General features: G+C 75.7%; 18 protein-coding genes. 12 read left to right on the top strand and 6 right to left on the bottom strand.

Translation table 11 applies throughout. From position 1 onward, the window contains the following. Window positions 1–429 precede the first annotated feature (429 nt). From BS73_RS06340 to BS73_RS06330, 3 genes are all read right to left on the bottom strand, one after another. Complete coding sequence (locus BS73_RS06340; protein WP_037570361.1) at window positions 430–1,077, bottom strand: UdgX family uracil-DNA binding protein; 648 nt, start codon at window positions 1,075–1,077, stop codon at window positions 430–432. A 30-nt stretch (window positions 1,078–1,107) separates the two neighbouring features. Then, the gene (locus BS73_RS06335; protein WP_037570359.1) at window positions 1,108–1,455 is read right to left on the bottom strand and encodes a hypothetical protein; all 348 of its coding nucleotides are present in this window, start codon (window positions 1,453–1,455) and stop codon (window positions 1,108–1,110) included. A gap of 203 nt (window positions 1,456–1,658) precedes the next feature. Then, entirely contained in the window at window positions 1,659–1,994 is a 336-nt protein-coding gene (locus BS73_RS06330; protein ID WP_037570357.1) for a hypothetical protein, read from the bottom strand. Window positions 1,995–2,303: 309 nt separating this feature from the next. Between BS73_RS06330 and BS73_RS06325 the strand changes: the two genes are divergently transcribed. After that, a complete protein-coding gene (locus tag BS73_RS06325) occupies window positions 2,304–2,891 on the top strand; it encodes an Rv1733c family protein (protein ID WP_152617533.1) in 588 nt (195 codons plus the stop codon). A 6-nt stretch (window positions 2,892–2,897) separates the two neighbouring features. Further along, window positions 2,898–4,076 carry a site-2 protease family protein gene (locus BS73_RS06320; RefSeq protein WP_037570355.1) on the top strand — a complete coding sequence of 393 codons (1,179 nt, stop codon included), beginning with the start codon at window positions 2,898–2,900 and terminating at the stop codon, window positions 4,074–4,076. Window positions 4,077–4,106: 30 nt separating this feature from the next. On the opposite strand, the gene BS73_RS06315 is transcribed toward BS73_RS06320, so the two are convergent. Beyond that, window positions 4,107–4,310 (bottom strand): hypothetical protein, encoded by a 204-nt coding sequence (locus BS73_RS06315; protein ID WP_037570353.1) that lies wholly within the window; start codon window positions 4,308–4,310, stop codon window positions 4,107–4,109. A 451-nt stretch (window positions 4,311–4,761) separates the two neighbouring features. Between BS73_RS06315 and BS73_RS06310 the strand changes: the two genes are divergently transcribed. The 3 genes from BS73_RS06310 to BS73_RS06300 are packed head-to-tail and all read left to right on the top strand — an operon-like array spanning window position 4,762 to window position 7,257. Beyond that, window positions 4,762–5,283, top strand: a complete 522-nt coding sequence (locus BS73_RS06310; protein ID WP_200886654.1) for a hypothetical protein — start codon at window positions 4,762–4,764, stop codon at window positions 5,281–5,283. A gap of 52 nt (window positions 5,284–5,335) precedes the next feature. Then, on the top strand, window positions 5,336–6,268 hold the full coding sequence (locus BS73_RS06305) for a patatin-like phospholipase family protein (protein ID WP_051939564.1): 933 nt from the start codon (window positions 5,336–5,338) through the stop codon (window positions 6,266–6,268). Beyond that, window positions 6,265–7,257 (top strand): lysophospholipid acyltransferase family protein, encoded by a 993-nt coding sequence (locus tag BS73_RS06300; protein WP_037570349.1) that lies wholly within the window; start codon window positions 6,265–6,267, stop codon window positions 7,255–7,257. The genes BS73_RS06305 and BS73_RS06300 overlap by 4 nt, the downstream gene beginning before the upstream one ends. Window positions 7,258–7,259: 2 nt before the next feature. On the opposite strand, the gene BS73_RS06295 is transcribed toward BS73_RS06300, so the two are convergent. After that, window positions 7,260–8,105 (bottom strand): endonuclease/exonuclease/phosphatase family protein, encoded by an 846-nt coding sequence (locus tag BS73_RS06295; RefSeq protein WP_037570347.1) that lies wholly within the window; start codon window positions 8,103–8,105, stop codon window positions 7,260–7,262. Between the two features lie 75 nt (window positions 8,106–8,180). Between BS73_RS06295 and BS73_RS06290 the strand changes: the two genes are divergently transcribed. From BS73_RS06290 to BS73_RS06280, 3 genes are read left to right on the top strand one after another with little or no spacing between them, the layout of a single operon-like run. Continuing rightward, window positions 8,181–8,726 carry a (2Fe-2S)-binding protein gene (locus BS73_RS06290; protein ID WP_051939561.1) on the top strand — a complete coding sequence of 182 codons (546 nt, stop codon included), beginning with the start codon at window positions 8,181–8,183 and terminating at the stop codon, window positions 8,724–8,726. Beyond that, window positions 8,723–9,754 (top strand): FAD binding domain-containing protein, encoded by a 1,032-nt coding sequence (locus BS73_RS06285; RefSeq protein ID WP_037570345.1) that lies wholly within the window; start codon window positions 8,723–8,725, stop codon window positions 9,752–9,754. Before BS73_RS06290 ends, BS73_RS06285 begins: the two co-directional genes overlap by 4 nt. Beyond that, entirely contained in the window at window positions 9,751–11,883 is a 2,133-nt protein-coding gene (locus tag BS73_RS06280; RefSeq protein ID WP_037570336.1) for a xanthine dehydrogenase family protein molybdopterin-binding subunit, read from the top strand. The genes BS73_RS06285 and BS73_RS06280 overlap by 4 nt, the downstream gene beginning before the upstream one ends. Here the strand turns inward: BS73_RS06280 and BS73_RS06275 are convergent. Next, the gene (locus BS73_RS06275) at window positions 11,880–13,895 is read right to left on the bottom strand and encodes a transketolase (protein ID WP_084703841.1); all 2,016 of its coding nucleotides are present in this window, start codon (window positions 13,893–13,895) and stop codon (window positions 11,880–11,882) included. The two genes, BS73_RS06280 and BS73_RS06275, sit on opposite strands and share 4 nt — an antisense overlap. A 114-nt stretch (window positions 13,896–14,009) precedes the next feature. On the opposite strand from BS73_RS06275, the gene BS73_RS06270 reads away from it, so the two are divergent. The 4 genes from BS73_RS06270 to BS73_RS06255 all read left to right on the top strand — a co-directional run bounded on the left by BS73_RS06270 (window position 14,010) and on the right by BS73_RS06255 (window position 17,971). Then, window positions 14,010–15,440: a sugar porter family MFS transporter gene (locus BS73_RS06270; protein WP_037570334.1), complete on the top strand. Its 1,431-nt coding sequence runs from the start codon at window positions 14,010–14,012 to the stop codon at window positions 15,438–15,440. A 157-nt stretch (window positions 15,441–15,597) separates the two neighbouring features. Further along, window positions 15,598–15,840 carry a hypothetical protein gene (locus tag BS73_RS06265; RefSeq protein WP_051939559.1) on the top strand — a complete coding sequence of 81 codons (243 nt, stop codon included), beginning with the start codon at window positions 15,598–15,600 and terminating at the stop codon, window positions 15,838–15,840. 48 nt (window positions 15,841–15,888) lie between these two features. Then, entirely contained in the window at window positions 15,889–16,860 is a 972-nt protein-coding gene (locus BS73_RS06260) for an NAD-dependent epimerase/dehydratase family protein (protein ID WP_037570332.1), read from the top strand. Between the two features lie 88 nt (window positions 16,861–16,948). Next, on the top strand, window positions 16,949–17,971 hold the full coding sequence (locus BS73_RS06255) for a sucrase ferredoxin (protein ID WP_037570330.1): 1,023 nt from the start codon (window positions 16,949–16,951) through the stop codon (window positions 17,969–17,971). Window positions 17,972–17,983 lie beyond the last annotated feature (12 nt).

Below are 17,983 nucleotides of genomic sequence, written 5' to 3'. Positions count from 1 at the left end.
GAAGTCCGCGCCAGGCGCCAGGAGGAGGCGGACGCCGGCCCCGAGCCCGCACCGCCGCTCGGCCCCTACGCCACCCAGGCGCCGGGCTACCCGCCGGCGCCGGCCGGTGAGCAGCCTTCCGGCGCCCCGCACCCCGGCCCGGCCCCGGGCCCGCCGCACGCCGCCGCCGACGACGTGACCTCCCCCGAGGAGGAGGCGATCGCCGCGGAGGGGGCCGGCGGACTCGGCGACCCCGGGAACGTCGACGAGGCCCTGGACGACCGGGACCGGCCCGCCCACTGACCCGCCTCCGGCCCCGGGCCGCACCCCTGACGGGGCGTGCGGCCGGGGCCGGAGCGTGCGGGCGCGATCGGCTCGGGTGCCGCGCGATCGGCTCGCGTGCCGTGGGCCTCGCGGGCTCATCGGGGTGGGCTCATCGAGCGCCGTGGCTCAGGCGTCGCCGGCCAGGGTCCTCGCGGCGAGTTCGAGGTCGGCCACCAGGCCCTCGCGGGCCGCCTCGCGGGCGTCCCGGTCGGCGCGGAGGACCGCGGACGGATGGATGGTCGCGATCAGCGGCCGGCCCTCCGCCTCCAGCAGTCGGCCGCGGTCCCGGGTGACCCGGAAGCCGCTGCCGAGCAGCGCCCGGCCGGCCGTGGCGCCCAGCGCCACCAGCAACTCCGGGGCCACCAGCCGCAGTTCGGCCTCCAGCCAGGGGCGGCAGGCGGCCGCCTCGCGCAGCGTCGGCGGTTGGTGGAGCCTGCGCTTGCCGCCGCTGCCGCCCAGCTTGAACTTGAAGTGCTTGACGGCGTTGGTGACATAGGCCTGGTCCGGGTCGAGCCCGGCCTCGTCCAGGGCCTTGCGCAGCACCCCTCCGGCCGGACCGACGAACGGCTCGCCGCGCCGGTCCTCCTGGTCGCCCGGCTGCTCGCCGATGAGCATCACCCGGGCGCCGGCGCTTCCCCGGCCGAAGACGGTCTGGGTCGCGTCGGCGTGCAGCGGGCAGCCCCGGCAGTCGGCCGCGGCCCGGCGGAGTGCCGTGAGGCTGCGGCCGCCCCCGGCCGGCAGGAACGGTCCGGCGTCGTACTCCTCACCGGGCACCCCGGAGCACCTCCTCTTCCTCCATTGCTGCTACCCCCGGTCGCCCTTGGGGCGGGCCGGCTGCGCCGGGTTGCCGTGCGGCGGCGGATGCACCGGCGTGCGGGCGGTGGACGGAGAGACGGGCGAGCCCCCCGCCGGCCGTCCGGGCGGCCCGGCCGCCGGATCCTCCCCGCCGGGGCTCGGCTCGGCCCCGCTCTCCAGCTCGTGCAGCCGCGCCGTCAGCACCTCCAGGACGGCGGGCCGGGCGGCGTGGTCGCCCTCGTGGGTGAGCAGCTCCTCCAGCTGCTCGCCGCCCAGGGGGCGGATCCGCTGCGCGATGGTGCTCACCGAGAGCTGGTCGTATTCGGGCAGCGGGAGATCGTCGGAATGCCCGGTCATCTCCGGCCTCCTCTCCAAGCAGGCGGATCGGCGGTCTCCGCCGATCCTGCTGCGGATACCACGCCGACCCGACCCGAAACGGCGCCCTCCGCCGCCGGCCACGACACAAGGAGAGGCCGGTGGAGGGGAGCACTCCCTCCACCGGCCGCTCTCCGGATCGGGTCGCGCCGCGGACGCCCCCGAGGGGCCGTCCGCCTCCTCGGTCAGGCGACCCGGCGCAGCTGCTGGGACTTCTCCAGGCTCGCTGCCTCGTCGGTGAACTTGCGGGAGATCCCGTAGAAGAAGTCCAGGATGACCCGCCAGAAGTAGGCCGCGCCCGCGATGGCGAGGCCCGTCACCGTCATCCCGATGTCACCGTTCCGGACGGCGAGGTGCCAGGCCGCGAAGAGGTCGAAGCCTGCCAGCCAGGACGCGCCCACGCCCAGCGCCACCAGCACGAACGCCCAGTATTCCTGGGCCAGGGACAGGTACCGCGCGGCGATCTTGGCGATCACCACGATCGCCAGCCCGAGCAGCACCGTCATGCCGAACGCGTACATCTGCGCCCCCTGCGACGGAGTCGGTCATCACTCTCGCTCTTCCTTGCACTGTCGACCCTGCCCGCCCTCCCGCGCGCGCGGGAGGGGCCACCGGTCCCGCTCGGTGACCGGTCGGCCGTATCGGGTACGGCCGACCGGCCCTCCTCCGCTGCCCCGGCGGATCCTGTCCGGAAGACACCGTTACTCCGACCATGAGTGGTAAGGCGAAGAGTCGAAGGAGGTGTGTCGATGCCCGGGGCCGCCCATCATCATCACCGGCACCAGGAGCCGAGTTCCGCTTCCGTTCACCACGGACGCGGCTCGCGCTTCGTGACGGACCTGCGCCGGGCCGCGGGCCGCGACCGCAGCCCTCTGGTCCGGCCGATCGACCGGGCGCGCAGCGCGCTGGGACTGATCACCGGGGTACTGCTGCTCGGCACACTGGCCGTCGGCCTGCTGGTCGGGCTGCTGGCGCTGCACAGCGAGCAGAGCCTGGCGGCGCACCAGGCCGCGACCCGCCGGCTGGTCACCGCGGTGACCACGTCTCCCGCCTATCCGGCCGGCGCGCAGCCGGTCACCGGCGGCAGCGGCGCCTCGGTCGCCACCGCCGCCTGGACCGGCCCGGACGGCCACCGCCACACCGCCACCATCGCCGTCCCCGACGGAACCCCGGTGGGCGGCCGCGTCCACACCTGGACCGACCGAACCGGTGCCGCGGTGGGCGCTCCCACCACGGCGTCCGCCGCCACCCTGGACGGCATCCTGGTCGGCACCGCGGCCTGGATCGGCGCCGGCGTCCTGGTCGGCTCCACCGACCTGCTGGCCCGGCACCGTCTCAACCGGCGCGCGGACCGCGCGTGGGAGCGGGAGTGGCAGCGGGTGGAGCCCTCCTGGTCCGGGCGCGGGCGGTTCAGGTGAGCGGAGATGAACGGGGCCATCCCCTGCGGGCGGCTGTTCGGCATCCCGCTCCGGCTGCACTGGACGGTGCCGCTGCTGGTGCTCTTCCTCGGCTACGGCCTCGGCCGGGGCACCCTGCCGGCCTGGGCGCCCGGCCGCTCCGGCGCGGCGTACGGGCTGGCCGCCCTGGTGGCCGCCGCCGCACTGCTCCCGGCGCTGGCCGCGCATGAGTTCGCGCACGCCCTGACCGCCCGCCGGTTCGGCGTCCGGGTCGAGGACGTGACGCTGTGGGCGCTCGGCGGGGTGACCCGGATGGGCCGGGCCGAGCGGCCCCGGGCGCTGCTGGCGATCTCCCTCGCCGGCCCGCTGGCCAGCCTGGTGGTGGGCGGCGCCGCGCTCGGCGCGGCGGCCGGGATCGGTGCCGGGTCCACCGGGGGCCGCGGGGCTCTGACGGCCGCGGTGCTGGCCTGGCTCGGCTGGGTCGACCTGCTGCTCGGCGGCTTCAACCTGCTGCCGGGCGCGCCGCTGGACGGCGGACGGGTGCTCCAGGCGGTGCTGTGGGCGCGCGGCGGCGACCCCGACCGGAGCGCCGCGCAGGCCGCCGCGGCCGGGCGGTTCCTCGGCATCGCGCTGGTGGTCCTCGGCCTCCTCTCGACGTTCACCGGCGCGGCGGTCCAGGGGCTCTGGCTGGCGCTGATCGGGGTGTTCCTGAGCGGCGCGGCCGGTGCCGAGCGGAGGTCCGCGACGCTGGCCGCCGCACTGCGCGGGGTCCTGGTCGGCCAGGCGATGTCGACGCCGGTGGACTCCGGGCCGGACTGGTTCGACCTGGAGCGGTTCGTCGCCGAGGTGCCGGGCGCGCGGCGGCATTCGGCGGTGCCGCTGACCGATGTGGTGGGCCGCTGCTCCGGGCTGGTCACCACGGCCCGGATCTCGGCCGTACCGGGGGAGCGGCGGGCGCTGGTGCGAGTCCGCGACCTGGCCGTACCGGCCGGGCGCTGCGCCTTCGCGATCCCGGGCGAGCCGCTGGCGCCGGCCCTGGCCCGGTGCACCCCGGAGACCGGGACCCGGCTGCTGGTGGTCGACGAACCGGCGGCCGGCCGCCGGCTGCTCGGCATCGTCACCGAGCACGACGTGCGGAACCTGCTCCGCGGACGGGCCCTGGACGTGCCGGCGTCCCCCCACCGGAGGTGGGAGAACGCCTGGTGACGGGCTGCCGGGAGGCCGTACCCGACCGCCTCAGCCGCGGGCCGCCCGGTCCGCGTGGGCGATCTTCCGGGCCAGCCCGAAGAGCAGCATCGCGAACAGCGCGACGAACGGCGCGGCCGGCAGGCCGATCACCGAGACCGCCAGCCCCACCGCGATCACCAGGGCCAGCACGGCGACCACGTAGAGCACCGACTCGGCCAACCACGCCAGCAGATGACGGACCATCACGTCCATGGCCGGACCCCTTCCGCTGAGACTCCTCGGCTTCAGCCTGGCCCCGGCGCTCCCCCGGAGGAGGGGCCGAACGGCCGCGGGCCGGGGGCCGGGCGGGGCCGGTCTCAGCCGGCCCCGCGCTGCCCCTGCCGCGCCCTCGGCGACCGGCCGGCCGCCGGTCCGCCGCCGGTGCCGCCGCCGGTCCGCCGTGGCCCCGGCCGCGTCGGCCGGTGTACGCCGACCGGCGGCATGCGGACTGCGCGGGAGGTGACCAGGCGTCAGCGTGGAGCAGAGCAGCCGCTCGCCCGCCTGACAGCCCGTCATCGGAGGAAAGCCGAATGAGCCGCATCGGCGCCCGCACCGCCCCCGCCCCTGCCGTCCCCCTCGTGCCCGTGCCGCACCGCGAGGGCCGCCGGATCCGCGCCGGCCGCCGGATCCGCGTCGCGGGCGGGCCGCGCTCGCCGCCGCGGCCGTGCTCGCGCTCGCCGCCTGCGGCGGCTCCTCCGGTTCCGGCTCGGGCAGCCCGACGCCGACCCAGGTCACCTCGACGCCCAGCCACTCGGTCTTCGCCTCGATCAGCGCCTCGGCCCGGGCCTCCGCCTCCGCGGCGGCCTCCTCGGCCTCCGCCGCGGCCTCCTCCTTCGAGGCCTCCGTCTCGGCGCAGACCAAGCAGGCGGCCGACGCCGCCAAGGCGGAGCTGGCGAAGGTCTCCGGCGCGGGCAACGCGACCGGCGACATCCAGCTCACCGGCGTGCCCAAGGCGCAGACCGGCGGGCTCCACGCGGTGGTCGTCAACATCACCAACCACAGCGGCTCCGAGGCGGACTACGCGGTGAAGGTGGAGTTCCGGGACCCCTCCGGCGCGGTGGTGGACAGCGACGTCGTGGGCGCCCAGAAGGTCGCCGCCGGGGGCAGGGCCCAGCCGGTCGCCTTCAGCACCAAGGACGAGGGGAAGACCCTCACCGCCCGGGTCGCCCAGGCCCAGCGCTACTGATCCGGTCCGCGCCGGGTAGGTGTGCGGTCGGACGCACGTCGGACGGAGCGGGATGAGGTGGGCGGTGGCCGGGGCGGACGAGGGCGGGCACCGGTGCGCGTTCGTGCTGGGCGGCGGAGGCGCCCTCGGCGCGTACGAGGTGGGGATGCTCAAGGCGCTGCTGGAGGCCGGCTACCGGCCGGACCTGGTGGTGGGCGCCTCGGTGGGCGCGGTGAACGGCGCCGTGGTCGCGGCCGATCCCAGCGTGCGGGCGGTCGGGCGGCTGGCCGAGCTGTGGACGGGCCTCGGCCGGGCCGGCGTGTTCTCCGCGCCGCTCTGGCGGCGGGTGGGGACGGCGGCCCGCTCCCGCACCCACCTCTACAGCCACGAGCCGCTGCGGCGGATGCTCGAGGAGGACCTGCCGGGGGTACCGATGGAGTCCCTTGCGGTCCCCTTCCAGTGCGTCGCCGCCTGCATCGAGGAGGCCTCCGAGCACTGGTTCACCGAGGGGCCCGTGGTGCCGGCGGTGCTGGCCTCCTCCGCGGTGCCCGGCCTGCTGCCGCCGGTGCGGATCGGCGACCGCCACTTCCTGGACGGCGGCCTGGTGAACAGCATCCCGGTCGGGCGGGCGGTGGCGCTCGGCGCCCGCGAGGTCTTCGTCCTCCAGGTGGGGCGGGTGGAGCAGGCGCTGCAACCGCCGAGGCATCCGGCCGAGGTGGCGGCGGTCGCCTTCGAGATCGCCCGGCGGCACCGGTTCGCCCGGGACATGTCCGACCTGCCGGGCTCGGTCGCCGTCCATGTGCTGCCGACCGGCGCGGCCGGCCAGGCCCGCCCCGGCAGCCGAGGCTGGTGGCGGCACCAGACCTTCGCCGCCGCCGAGGAGCGGATCGAACGGGCCTACCGGGCCTCCCTCGGCTACCTGGAAACGCTCGCCGAGAGCGGCACCGGCGCTGCCGGGGCCCCCGGGGCGCCCGGCGCCCCCGGCGCGGACCGGGGCGGGGCGTGACCGCCGCCTGGCGCACGGCCGCCCGGCGGACCCTGATGATCGGTCTGCTCGCCGTGCTGCTGCCGCTCGCCGCCGCCCTCCTGCTGGTGGCCGCGCTGCTGGACGGCCCGGTGGCGCTGCTCTTCTCCACCCCGGCCCGGCCGCTCAGATTCGCCGGCTGCCTGCTGCTCTACCTGCTGGTCGACGCGGCGGGCGTGCTGGCCGCGGCGTACGACAGCTGCCGGCGGCGGCCGGAGCCCGAGTGGGCCTACCGGCGGCTGCGCACCCTCCTCGACACCCTCCACCGGTACGCCCGCTGGGCGCTGGGCCTGCGGGTGGAGACCGACCGGCACGGGGACGACGGCGACCCGAGCGGCCCGGCCGTGGTGCTCGCCCGGCACGGCGGCTTCGGGGACTCCTTCCTGCTGGTGCACTGGCTGCTGGCGGAGGCCGGGCTGCGCCCCTGCCCGGTGCTCAAGGCGGCGCTCCGCTTCGACCCGGCGCTGGACCTGCTGATCGGACGGATTCCGCACTGCTACCTGCCGGCCCAGCGGAACGCCGACCCGCACGCGCGGAGCGCGGCCGTCGCCGAGCTGGCGGAGGGGCTGGGCCCGGACGACGCGCTGCTGATCTTCGTCGAGGGCAGGACCTTCACCCCGGGCCGCCGGGCCCGGGCCGTCGCCCGCCTGCGGGCCGCCGGGCGGCCCCGCGAGGCGCGCACCGCCGCCCGGCTGCGGCACGTACTGCCGCCGCACACCGCCGGCGCCTCGGCCGCCCTCGGCGCGGCCCCCCGGGCGGAGCCGGTGCTCCTCGCCCACACCGGCCTGGACGGGGTCGTCTCGCTGCGCACCCTGTGGGACGGGCTGCCGCTGCGCGAGCCGGTCCGGGTCGAGTGGCGGCCGCTGGACCGGGCCCGGATCCCGGCGGAGTCCCGGGAGCTGGGCGACTGGCTGCTGGCCCGGTGGAGCGAGGTGGACGCCTGGATAGACCACGGCGGCGAGCGGTCCTGAGCTCAGCCTGGTGCCGGCACCAGGTCGGCGACCAGGCCGTAGTGGTCGCTGACGGTGTCCCAGGGCCGGTCGAAGGCCCGGACGCAGTGCCGGACGGCGAGGGTCGGCCCGCCGTGGTGGCCGCAGCCGACCAGGAGGTAGTCGATCCGCCGGAACGGCCAGTCCCAGTCCACGCTGTGCGGATTGTCCGGGACGTAGGTGTGGCCGAACCGGTCGGCGGAGTGCCGGCCGTGGGTGCTCTCCCAGGCGTCCCGGAAGCAGACGCTGGTCGACTCCAGGGACTGCCGGCCCGTCCAGAACCGGATCGAGGAGGAGTCCGGGTCGGCGTCCAGGTCGCCGGCCACCAGCTGGTGCCCGGGCCGGGCGGCGGCGGCGTCCTGGAGCACCCGGGCCGCCACCACGGCCTGCCGCTCCCGCTCGTACGCCAGGTCGAGGCGCCAGCTGGGGAAGTGGTTGAGCAGCCAGATCCGGTCGAACGGCGGCGGGGCCAGCACCTCGGCGAGGAGGCTGGTGCAGGCGAAGTCGAGGGTGCGCGGGGTGAGTTGGAGGTCCACCTCGGAGACCTCGCCGAGCGGCAGCCGGCTGGCGGTGCTCACGCCCTGGCCGTCCGGCTCCCGCTTGCTCTGGTGGACCACGTGGTACTCCTCGCCGAGGAGGTCGCGCACCTGGTCGTACTCGTCGGTGAGGATGGTCTCCTGAAGCACCACCAGATCGGGGGAGATCTCGGCGAAGCCGGCGGCCAGCCGCTCCCGCCGGGCCGGCCAGTCGCCGCGGGTGCCCCAGAGGTTGAGGGTGGCGACGCGGAGGCGGGCGCCGGCCTCGGGTCCGGGTGTGCGGGCGGTGGTCATCTCTCCTCCAGGTGTGCGGCGGTCCGGGTGTTCTGCGGCGTTTGCACCGGGCGGCCCTCGGTTACACGTGGCTGCATGCCTTCCACTACCCCGACCGTCGCACAGGCCGTCGAGCTGCCCGTCGAACTGACAGTCAACGGCGAGCGGCGGGAGCTGTCCCTCGACACCCGGACCACGCTGCTGGACGCCCTGCGCGAACGGCTCGGACTGACCGGCAGCAAGAAGGGCTGCGACCACGGCCAGTGCGGTGCCTGCACGGTGCTGCTCGACGGCGAGCGGGTGAACAGCTGCCTGGTGCTCGCGGCCTCCGTGGACGGCTCCCGGGTCGTCACCGTGGAGGGGCTGGCCGAACCGGACGGCCGGCTCCACCGCCTCCAGCAGGCCTTCATCGACCACGACGCCTTCCAGTGCGGCTACTGCACTCCCGGGCAGATCTGCTCCGGGGTGGCGGCGATCCGCGAGGCGGCCGAGGGCCGGCCGAGCGCGGTCACCCCGCCGGGGCCGCCGGAGACCCCGGTGCGGCTCTCCGAGGAGGAGGTGCGCGAGCGGATGAGCGGCAACCTCTGCCGCTGCGCCGCCTATCCGGGGATCGTCGCCGCGGTGCTGGAGGCGAGCCGATGAGGCCCTTCGGCTTCCAGCACGCGGACAGCCCGGACGAGGCGGTGGCCGCGGTCGCCGCCGCACCCGGAGCGGGTTACCTCGGCGGCGGCACCAACCTCGTCGACCTGATGAAGCTGGACGTGGAGCGCCCCACCCGGCTGGTGGACCTGGGGCGGCTCGGGCTGGACGGCATCGAGGAGACCCCCGGCGGCGGGCTGCGGATCGGCGCCACCGCGCGCAACAGCACCACCGCCGTCCACCCCGCCGTCCGGCAGCGCTACCCGGTGCTCTCCGAGGCGCTGCTGAACGGCGCCTCGCCGCAGCTGCGCCACCGGGCGACGGTCGGCGGCAACCTCCTCCAGCGCACCCGCTGCCTCTACTTCCAGGACACCGGGAAGCCGTGCAACAAGCGGGAGCCCGGCACCGGCTGCCCGGCCGTCCGGGGCGAGCACCGCGAACTCGCCGTCCTCGGCTGGTCCGAGCACTGCGTGGCCACCCATCCCTCGGACATGGCGGTGGCGATGGCCGCGCTGGACGCCGAGGTGGAGGTGCTGACGGCGGCCGGCGGCCGGCGCACCCTGCCGGTCACCGAACTCCACCGGCTGCCCGGCGACACCCCCGAGCGGGACACCGTGCTGGAGCACGGCGACCTGATCACCGCCGTCCGGCTGCCCCCGCCCGTGCCCGGCGCGGTGTCCGCCTACCGCAAGGTGCGGGACCGGGCGAGCTACGCCTTCGCGCTGGTCTCGGTCGCCGCCGTGCTGCGGGTCGAGGACGGCGTGGTGGCGGAGGCCGCGCTGGCCTTCGGCGGGGTGGCCGCCAAGCCCTGGCGGGCCCGGATCGCCGAGGAGGCGCTGCGCGGCGGACCGGCCGGGAGGGACGCGTTCCGCCGGGCCGTGGAACGGGAGCTGGCCGGCGCCCGGCCGCTGCCCGACAACGAGTTCAAGGTCGGGCTGGCGGTGTCCACCGCGACCGCTCTCCTCGACCGACTGGCCGCCGAACCGACGCCGGGAGCAGGAGCAGGATCAGGAGCAGGAGCAGGCCGATGACCGCAGCGCACACCGACACCGGGACGCACCCCGAGGCCGCCTTCCCGGCCCGGCTGGAGAGCCGGGAGAAGGTCACCGGTGCCGCCCGCTACGCCGCCGACCAGCACCCGGAGGGCCTCGTCTACGCCTGGCCGGTGGTCGCCGCCATCGCCCGCGGCCGGGTCACCGCCGTGGACTGCGCGGAGGCGCTGGCCGACCCGGCGACGCTGCTGGTCCTCACCCACGAGAACGCGCCCCGGCTGGCCCCGCCGGACGACCCGATGCTCAACGTCCTCCAGTCGGCCCGGGTCGACCACCGCGGGCAGGTCGTCGCGCTGGCCGTGGCCGCCACGCTGGAGGCGGCCCGCTGCGCGGCGAACCGGGTACGGGTGGAGTACGCGGAGGAGCCGCACGACGTGCTGCTCGGTGCGGACCACCCCGGGCTGTACCTGCCGGACGAGGTCAACGGCGGCCACCCGGCCGTCCGGGAGCGCGGGGAGCCGGACGCGGGGCTGCTGGACGCGCCGGTCCGGATCGACCGGCGCTACCACGTCCCGCCGCTGCACAACCATCCGATGGAGCCGCACGCCGGCACCGCCGCCTGGGACGGCGACCGGCTGCTCCTCTTCGAGTCGAGCCAGGGCACCACCGCCGTGCAGACCGCGCTGGCGCAGCTCTTCGGCCTCGAACCGGAGCAGGTCGAGGTGGTCAGCGAGCACGTCGGCGGCGGCTTCGGCAGCAAGGGCACCCCGCGGCCGACCGCGGTGCTGGCCGCGATGGCCGCCCGGGAGGCCGGGCGGCCGGTCCAACTCGCCCTCCCCAGGCGGTACATGCCGGCCCTGGTGGGGCACCGGGCGGAGACCCGGCACCGGGTGCGGATCGGCGCCGCGCCGGACGGCACCATCCAGACCCTGGTGCACGAGGTGCAGACCTGCACCTCGCAGCTGAAGGAGTTCGTCGAGCAGGCCGCGGTGCCGGCCCGGGTGATGTACCGCTCGCCGAACAGCCGTACCGAGCACCGGGTGGCCCGGCTGGACATGCCGACGCCGTCCTGGATGCGGGCGCCGGGGGAGTGCCCGGGGATGTTCGCGCTGGAGACGGCGATGGACGAGCTCGCCCAGGCCTGCGGGGTGGACCCGGTCGAGCTGCGGATCAGGAACGATCCGGGGGCCGAGCCGGACAGCGGACGGCCGTTCAGCAGCCGGCATCTGACGGAGTGCCTCCGCGAGGGCGCGCGGCGGTTCGGCTGGCCCGGCGGCGGGGCGGCGGCCGGGCGCACCGACGGGGGAGAGCGGCCGGGTCGCCGGCTGATCGGCCGCGGGGTGGCGGCCGCGACCTATCCGGTGCTGGTCAACCCGGGCCGGGCGGAGGCCCGGGCGATGCCGGACGGCACCTTCCGGATCCTGGTCAACGCCACCGACATCGGCACCGGGGCGCGGACCGCGATGGCGCAGATCGCCGCCGAGTCGCTGGGCGTCGACCCGCGGCGGATCAGGCCGGAGATCGGCAACAGCACCCTGCCGCCGGCCTCGGTCGCCGGTGGCTCCTCCGGGACGGCCTCCTGGGGCTGGGCGGTGCACAAGGCGGGTTCGCTGCTGCGGGACCGGCTGGCCGAGCACAACGGGCGGCCGCTGCCGGTCGAGGGGCTGGCCGCGGAGGCCGACACCACCGACGACCTGGAGCTCGGCGCCGCGTTCGCCCGGCACGCCTTCGGCGCCCACTTCGCCGAGGTGACGGTGGACCCGGACACCGGAGAGGTGCGGGTGCCGCGGATGCTCGGGGTCTTCGCGGCCGGGCGGATCCTCAACCCCAGGCTGGCCCGCTCCCAGCTGGTCGGCGGGATGGTGATGGGGCTCTCGATGGCGCTCACCGAGTTCAGCTCGATGGACCCGGAGTTCGGCGATCACGCCCAGCGCGACCTGGCCTCCTACCACGTCGCCGTCCACCCGGACGTGCCCCATGTCGAGGCGCACTGGATCGAGGAGGACGACCGGCAGCTCAACCCGATGGGCACCAAGGGGATCGGCGAGCTGGGCATCGTCGGCTCGGCCGCCGCCGTCGCCAACGCCGTCCACGACGCCACGGGCATCCGGGTCCGCTCCCTGCCGGTGCGCCCGGACGCCCTGCTGGCGGGCCTCGGCCTCAGCTAGCCCGCGCTGGTCCGCGCGCCCTTCGCGCCGGCTCCGGCGTCGGTCTGGGCGTCGGCGCCGGCGTCGGTCTCGGACCAGATCAGGTCGCGGGCCGCGGCGGTGATGTGGGCGGCCGAGATGCCCGCGAAATCGAGGAGCTCGGCGGTGCCGCCCGAGTCCGGGAGTACCCGCACCGCCAGATGGGCCACGGCAGGGGAGAGCCGCCGCTCGGCCAGCGCGGAGAGCACGGCCTCGCCCAGGCCGCCCTCCGGGCGGTGGTCCTCGACGACCACCAGGGCGCCGGTCTCCTCGGCGGCGCACTCCAGGGTCTCGGCGTCCACCGGCTTGACCGAGTACAGGTCGATCACCCGCGCCGGGATCCCGTGCCGGGCCAACTCGTCGGCGGCGGACAGGCATTCGTGGACCGTGACGCCCGCGCCGACCAGCGTCACCCGGTCCGCGTCGGTGCGCCGCAGCGTCTTGGAGCCGCAGACCGGGAAGCGCTCGCCGTCCGGGTAGAGCACCGGGTAGCCGCCGCGGGTGGTGCGGAGGTAGGAGATGCCGGGGAGGTCCGCCATCTCCGCGGTGAGCGCGGCGGCGGCGGTGGCGTCGGCCGGGTAGAGGACCGTCGAGCCGTGCAGCGCCCGCATCATCGCGAGGTCCTCCAGGCCCATCTGGGAGGGGCCGTCGGCGCCGATCTCCACCCCGACGTGGCTGCCGCACAGGGCGATGTCGGCCTGCGAGACGGCGGCCATCCGCAGGAAGTCGTGCGCCCGGCTGAGGAAGGCCGCGAAGGTCGCGGCGTACGGGCGGTAGCCGCGCGCGGCCATGCCGACCGCGGTCGCGACCATCTGCTGCTCGGCGATGTACAGCTCGAAGTAGCGGTCCGGATGGGCCTCGGCGAAGTCCTGGGCGTGGGTGGAGTTGCCCACCTCGGCGTCCAGCACCACCACGTCGGGCCGGGAGCCGAGGGCGGCCAGCGCCTTGCCGAAGGCGGAGCGGGTGGAGACGGACTCCCCGGGCTCGAAGACCGGCAGCTTCACCTCGCCGGACCCGCCGGACCCGGCAGCCTCGGCCGGCCCGCCGGACTCCGTGGCCCTCGCCGGGGTCGGGGTGGTCGGCGGGACCGGCGACGGGGTCGGCTCGGGCGGCAGCGGGCCGCGTACGGTCACCTCGCGGACGCCGCCCAGCTCCTCGACGGCCTGGGCGCAGCGGTCCTCGGTGAGCGGCTTGCCGTGCCAGTCCTCCTGGTCGGCGAGCTCGGCCACCCCCTGTCCCTTGACCGTCCTGGCGATCACCACGGTGGGCTCCCGCCCGTCGCCCGCGGTGCTCAGCGCCTCGTCGACGGCGGCCAGATCGTGGCCATCCACGGTAAGCGCGCGGCAGCCGAACGCCCGGGCGCGGGCGGCGTAGGCGTCCAGGTCCCAGCCGAGCGCGGTGGGGCCGCGCTGGCCGAGGCGGTTGACGTCGACGATGGCGACGAAGCCCCCCAGCCGCTCCCGGCCGGCCAGGTCGAGCGCCTCCCAGACGGAGCCCTCGGCCATCTCGCTGTCGCCGCAGAGCACCCAGACCCGCGCCGGCGAGCGTTGCAGCCGGCGGATGGCCAGCGCCATGCCGGCGCCGTAGGCGATGCCCTGGCCGAGTGAGCCGGTGGCCGCGTCGACCCAGGGCAGGACGGGGGTGGGGTGGCCCTGGAGGCGGGAGCCGTGCCGGCGGTAGCCGGTCAGCAGCTCCTCCTCGCCGACCACGCCGGCCGCCGCGAAGACCGAGTACAGCAGGGGGGTGGCGTGGCCCTTGGAGAAGATCAGCCGGTCGTTCTCCGGAAGGTCCGGGCGGGACCAGTCGAAGCGCAGGTGACGGGCCGTCAGCACGGCCAGCAGGTCGGCCGCTGAGAGGCTGGAGGTGGGGTGTCCGGAACCGGCGGCGGTGCTGGACCGCAGCGAGTCGACGCGGAGCCGCCGGGCCAGCTCGGCCACCTCGCCGAGGTCCGATCGCTCCTCGACCAGCAGGGCCGATGTGGGTGTGGTGTCCATGGACCGGCGGCTAACCCGGCAGCGGCCCGGCAAACGGCGCCCGGCGCGGTCGGCGTTTGCCCGCTGCCGCCGGTGGTAGGCGTGGCAACCGACGACACGTTAGGGGAGGGGACCGTGGCTGACACCACCACCACGACGGGCGTACTGTCCGAACTCGACCGGCGGGTACCGACCAGGTTCTACTGGTCGCTCACGCTGCTGGCGACCCTGGGTGGCTTCCTCTTCGGCTACGACACCTCGAACATCGGCTCGGCGCTGAACTTCGTGCCGTACCCGATGGGCGGGTTCGCCCTGGGCTACCTGGTCTCCGGAGCCTCCCTCGGGGCCGCCGTCGGAGCGCTCGCGGCCGGTCCGCTCACCGACCGGTTCGGGCGGAAGAGCCTGCTGGTCGCCGACGCGCTGATCTACGCGCTGGGCGCGATCCTCTCCGCGCTGACGCCCAACGCCGAGGTGCTGCTGGTGGCCCGGACCCTGATCGGGCTGGCCATCGGCGCCGACTCGGCGGTGGCCACCGCCTACATCGCGGAGTACGCCCCCAGCGGCCGGCGCGGTGCGCTCTCCATCCTCCAGCAGTGGATGATCACTGTGGGCATCCTGGTGGCCTATCTGGTGGCGCTGGTCATCTTCAAGACGCTGCCCCGCAGCGCGGGTTCGCTGGACTGGCGGCTGATCCTCGGCCTCGGCGCGGTCCCGGCACTGCTCGGGCTGGTGCTCAGGGCCCGGATGCCGGAGTCCCCGCGCTGGCTCCTCCGCCGGCATCGCTACGAGGACGCCCGGCGGACCCTGGGCCGGCTCGGCGTCGAGGCCGGGCTCGACGAGGTCGAGCGGACCGCCCACCAGCTGGAGGAGACCGACCGGCGGTACGAGCGGGACCGCAGGCGGGGCTGGAGCCCGGGGGTGCGCAGGGCACTGGTGGTGGTCTGCGTCTTCTTCGTCTTCCAGCAGATCACCGGGATCAACGTGCCGCTGTACTACGGGCCGCACCTGCTGGGGCCGATCTTCCAGGAGAACGGCTCGAAGCTGGCCCAGACCACCTCGGGGATCGAGGTGACCGCGATCATGACGGCGGTCAACGTGGCCGCCACCTATCTCGCCTTCCGCTGGATCGACCGGATCGGGCGGCGGAAGCTGGCGATCGGCGGCTACCTCGGGATGGGGGTGATGGCGCTGGTCGCCGCGGCCGGGCTGGGGTTCCTCAGCGGGACCGCGAAGGTCGTCGTGGTGATGGCCGGACTGAGCCTGTTCATCGCGGCCTTCGCGATCGGCGTGGGCGGCACCGGCTGGCTGCTGCAGGGAGAGGTCTTCCCGACCGCGGTGCGCGGGCAGGCGGCCTCGATCGGCGCGGCGGTGGACTGGGTGGCCAACTTCGCGCTGATCGAGGTGATCCCGATCTGGCAGAGCGGGGTCGGACTCGGCTGGGTGATGGTCAGCTTCGCGGCGCTCTGCGTGCTGGCGGTGGTCTTCGTCCACCGCCTCCTGCCGGAGACCAGGGGCCGTTCCGTCGAGGAGATCACCGCCGTCTTCGAGCGGCAGGCGGCGGCCTGACGGCAGCTCACCCGGCCGGCGAAGACCGGCCGACCCGGCCAGGACGGGCCAGGGCGGCCGTGATTCCGGCCGGGGGGAGCGGGCAGGCGCAGGAACGGACGGGCGGGAAGAACCGCCGGCACGACTTCACTACGACCCCGGAAAGGGATGGAACGACATGGGCATCGGCGGCTGCGTGGCACTCATCGCCGCTGGCGCGATTCTCGCCTTCGCGGCGAACTGGCATTTTCCGGGAGTGAACATCCATGTGGCGGGGGTGGTGATGATGATCGCCGGGGTGATCGGCCTGATGGCGTTCATGGGGATCTACCGCCGGCGCCTCCCTCCGCCGCCTCCCGACGAGCACCGGCACGGTGACCACCCGGGGAGCTTCATCGAGGAGCGTCGCTACTACGACTGAGCGCTGAGACGATGGGCCCGTTCGTCATCGATGATCGATGGGAGAGACATGCGAATCGTCGTGATCGGCGGGAGCGGGCACATCGGCACCTTCCTGGTGCCCCGGCTGGTGCGGGCCGGCCACGAGGTGGTCAGCATCAGCCGCGGCAACCGGGCCGCCTACGTCGAATCCCCCGAGTGGGAGGAGGTGCGCCGGGTGGTCGCGGACCGGGAGAGCGAGGACCGCGAGGGGGTCTTCGGGGACACCGTCGCCGGGCTGGACCCCGAGGTCGTCGTCGACCTGGTGTGCTTCACCCTGGACTCGGCGACCGCGCTGGTCGAGCGGCTGCGCGGGCGGGCCGGGCACCTGCTGCACTGCGGCTCGGTCTGGCGCTGCGGGCCGAGCCACCGGCTGCCGATCACCGAGGAGAACGGCACCGAGCCGTTCGGCGAGTACGGCGTCCAGAAGGACCGGATCGCCCGGATGCTCAAGCGGGAGACGGCCTCCGGCGGCCTGCCGACCACCTCGCTCCACCCGGGCCACATCGTCGGCCCGGGCTGGCACCCGATCGGGCCGCTGGGCAACCTCGACCCGGACGTCTGGTACACCCTCTCCGCTGGGGAGCCGCTGCGGATCCCCGGGCTGGGCGTCGAGCTGATGCACCACGTCCACGCGGACGACGTGGCCCAGGCCTTCGAGCTGGCGATCGAGCGGCGGGAGGCGGCGGCGGGGGAGGACTTCCACATCGTCGCCCCCAGCGCGCTGAACGTCCGCGGATACGCCGTCGCGGCGGCCGGCTGGTTCGGTCAGAGCGCCGAGCTGGAGTCGGTGACCTGGGAGGAGTTCCGCCGGAGCACCACCCCCGAGCACGCCGAGGTGAGCTGGGAGCACCTCTACCGCAGCCAGTACTTCTCCATCGAGAAGGCCAGGACCCGGCTCGGCTACGCCCCGCGCTACGAGCCGGACGCCGCCGTCCTCGAGTCGGTCCGCCGGCTGATCGCCCGCGAGGAGCTGAAGGTGGCCAGGCCGCTGTGCGTCTGAGCCGCTGACCGGCCGGCTTCCGATCTCCGCCGGTTATCATTCGCGCGAGTCCGCAACCGAACTCTCCTTCGAGGAAGGTGCCCGCCGCGTGAGTGCCCCCGCCCGGTCCGAGACGGAACACCGCTGCGCGCCCTGGACCCGTGCCCAGGGCGCGGATCCGATCGGTTCGGCGCTCACCTGCGACACCCTGGTGCTGATCGAGACCCCGCCGCCGTGGCCGCGGGACGTCGGCGAGCTGCCGGCCTTCGCCGAGCTGCTGCAGCGGGGGTACCGGCGGACCCGGCTGCTGGCCGTCCGGCCGGCGGAGGGGAGGGCGGCCGGCTCCGTGGGCGTCACCCTCTGGCGGCGGTCCGCCGACGGCGGGATGGCCGGCACCGATCATCTGCTGCCGGCCGGCCGGCTCGCGGAGGCCGTCGCCGGGCTCGTCGAGCACCCGGAACGGGCGGCCGCTGAGGGCGCTCCGGCCCCGCCCGAGGTGCTGATCTGCGGGCACGGCGCTCGGGACGCCTGCTGTGGGCGGCTCGGCACCCGGCTGGCGCTGGACGCGGGCGCGGAGACGGGTGCGGTCGGCGGAGCGACTGTCTCGGCCGGGGCGGCCGTGGCGGCCGGGGCGGTCGAGACAGGCGCGGCGGCCGGGACCGGTGGGTGCGGGTCCGTCGGCTCCGCCGTCAGGGTCCGCCGCTGCAGCCACACCGGCGGGCACCGGTTCGCCCCCACCGGTCTCACCCTCCCGGACGGGCGCGCCTGGGGCTTCCTGGACGAGGAGACCCTGGACGCGATCGTCCACCGGCGCGGTGCGCCCCCGCTGCGCGGCCACTACCGCGGCAGCCTGGAGCTGGACATGTGGGCCCAGGTGGCCGAGCGCGCCCTCTTCGAGCGGCACGGCTGGGGGTGGCTGGAGCACCGCCTGACCTCGGTCCGCACCGAGCCCGCTGCGGACGGCCGGTCGGCCGTGGTCGCACTCCGCTGGCAGGGCCCGTCCGGCGAGGGCGCGGCCGTCGCCACCGTGGGGATCGCCCGCGACCTCCCCGTCCTGGTCTGCGGGTCCCCGCCGGAGGAGGCCCGGAAGACCTCGCCGGAGCTGGTGCTGCGCTCCTTCGACCACGCCTGAGCGCGGCCGGCG

It is taken from the genome of Phaeacidiphilus oryzae TH49 (genome assembly GCF_000744815.1).
Taxonomy (GTDB): Bacteria; Actinomycetota; Actinomycetes; order Streptomycetales; family Streptomycetaceae; genus Phaeacidiphilus; species Phaeacidiphilus oryzae.
The sequence above is the reverse complement of the archived record's forward strand: the minus strand, read 5'-3'. Positions and strand labels throughout refer to the sequence as shown.

Bases quoted from the DNA above. Each gene is read 5' to 3' on its own strand.
- BS73_RS06335 (WP_037570359.1), bottom strand. From the start codon at position 1,455: ATGACCGGGCATTCCGACGATCTCCCGCTGCCCGAATACGACCAGCTC.
- BS73_RS06330 (WP_037570357.1), bottom strand. From the start codon at position 1,994: ATGTACGCGTTCGGCATGACGGTGCTGCTCGGGCTGGCGATCGTGGTG.
- BS73_RS06320 (WP_037570355.1), top strand. From the start codon at position 2,898: ATGAACGGGGCCATCCCCTGCGGGCGGCTGTTCGGCATCCCGCTCCGG.
- BS73_RS06315 (WP_037570353.1), bottom strand. From the start codon at position 4,310: ATGGACGTGATGGTCCGTCATCTGCTGGCGTGGTTGGCCGAGTCGGTG.
- BS73_RS06305 (WP_051939564.1), top strand. From the start codon at position 5,336: ATGAGGTGGGCGGTGGCCGGGGCGGACGAGGGCGGGCACCGGTGCGCG.
- BS73_RS06295 (WP_037570347.1), bottom strand. From the start codon at position 8,105: ATGACCACCGCCCGCACACCCGGACCCGAGGCCGGCGCCCGCCTCCGC.
- BS73_RS06290 (WP_051939561.1), top strand. From the start codon at position 8,181: ATGCCTTCCACTACCCCGACCGTCGCACAGGCCGTCGAGCTGCCCGTC.
- BS73_RS06285 (WP_037570345.1), top strand. From the start codon at position 8,723: ATGAGGCCCTTCGGCTTCCAGCACGCGGACAGCCCGGACGAGGCGGTG.
- BS73_RS06280 (WP_037570336.1), top strand. From the start codon at position 9,751: ATGACCGCAGCGCACACCGACACCGGGACGCACCCCGAGGCCGCCTTC.
- BS73_RS06275 (WP_084703841.1), bottom strand. From the start codon at position 13,895: ATGGACACCACACCCACATCGGCCCTGCTGGTCGAGGAGCGATCGGAC.
- BS73_RS06265 (WP_051939559.1), top strand. From the start codon at position 15,598: ATGGGCATCGGCGGCTGCGTGGCACTCATCGCCGCTGGCGCGATTCTC.
- BS73_RS06260 (WP_037570332.1), top strand. From the start codon at position 15,889: ATGCGAATCGTCGTGATCGGCGGGAGCGGGCACATCGGCACCTTCCTG.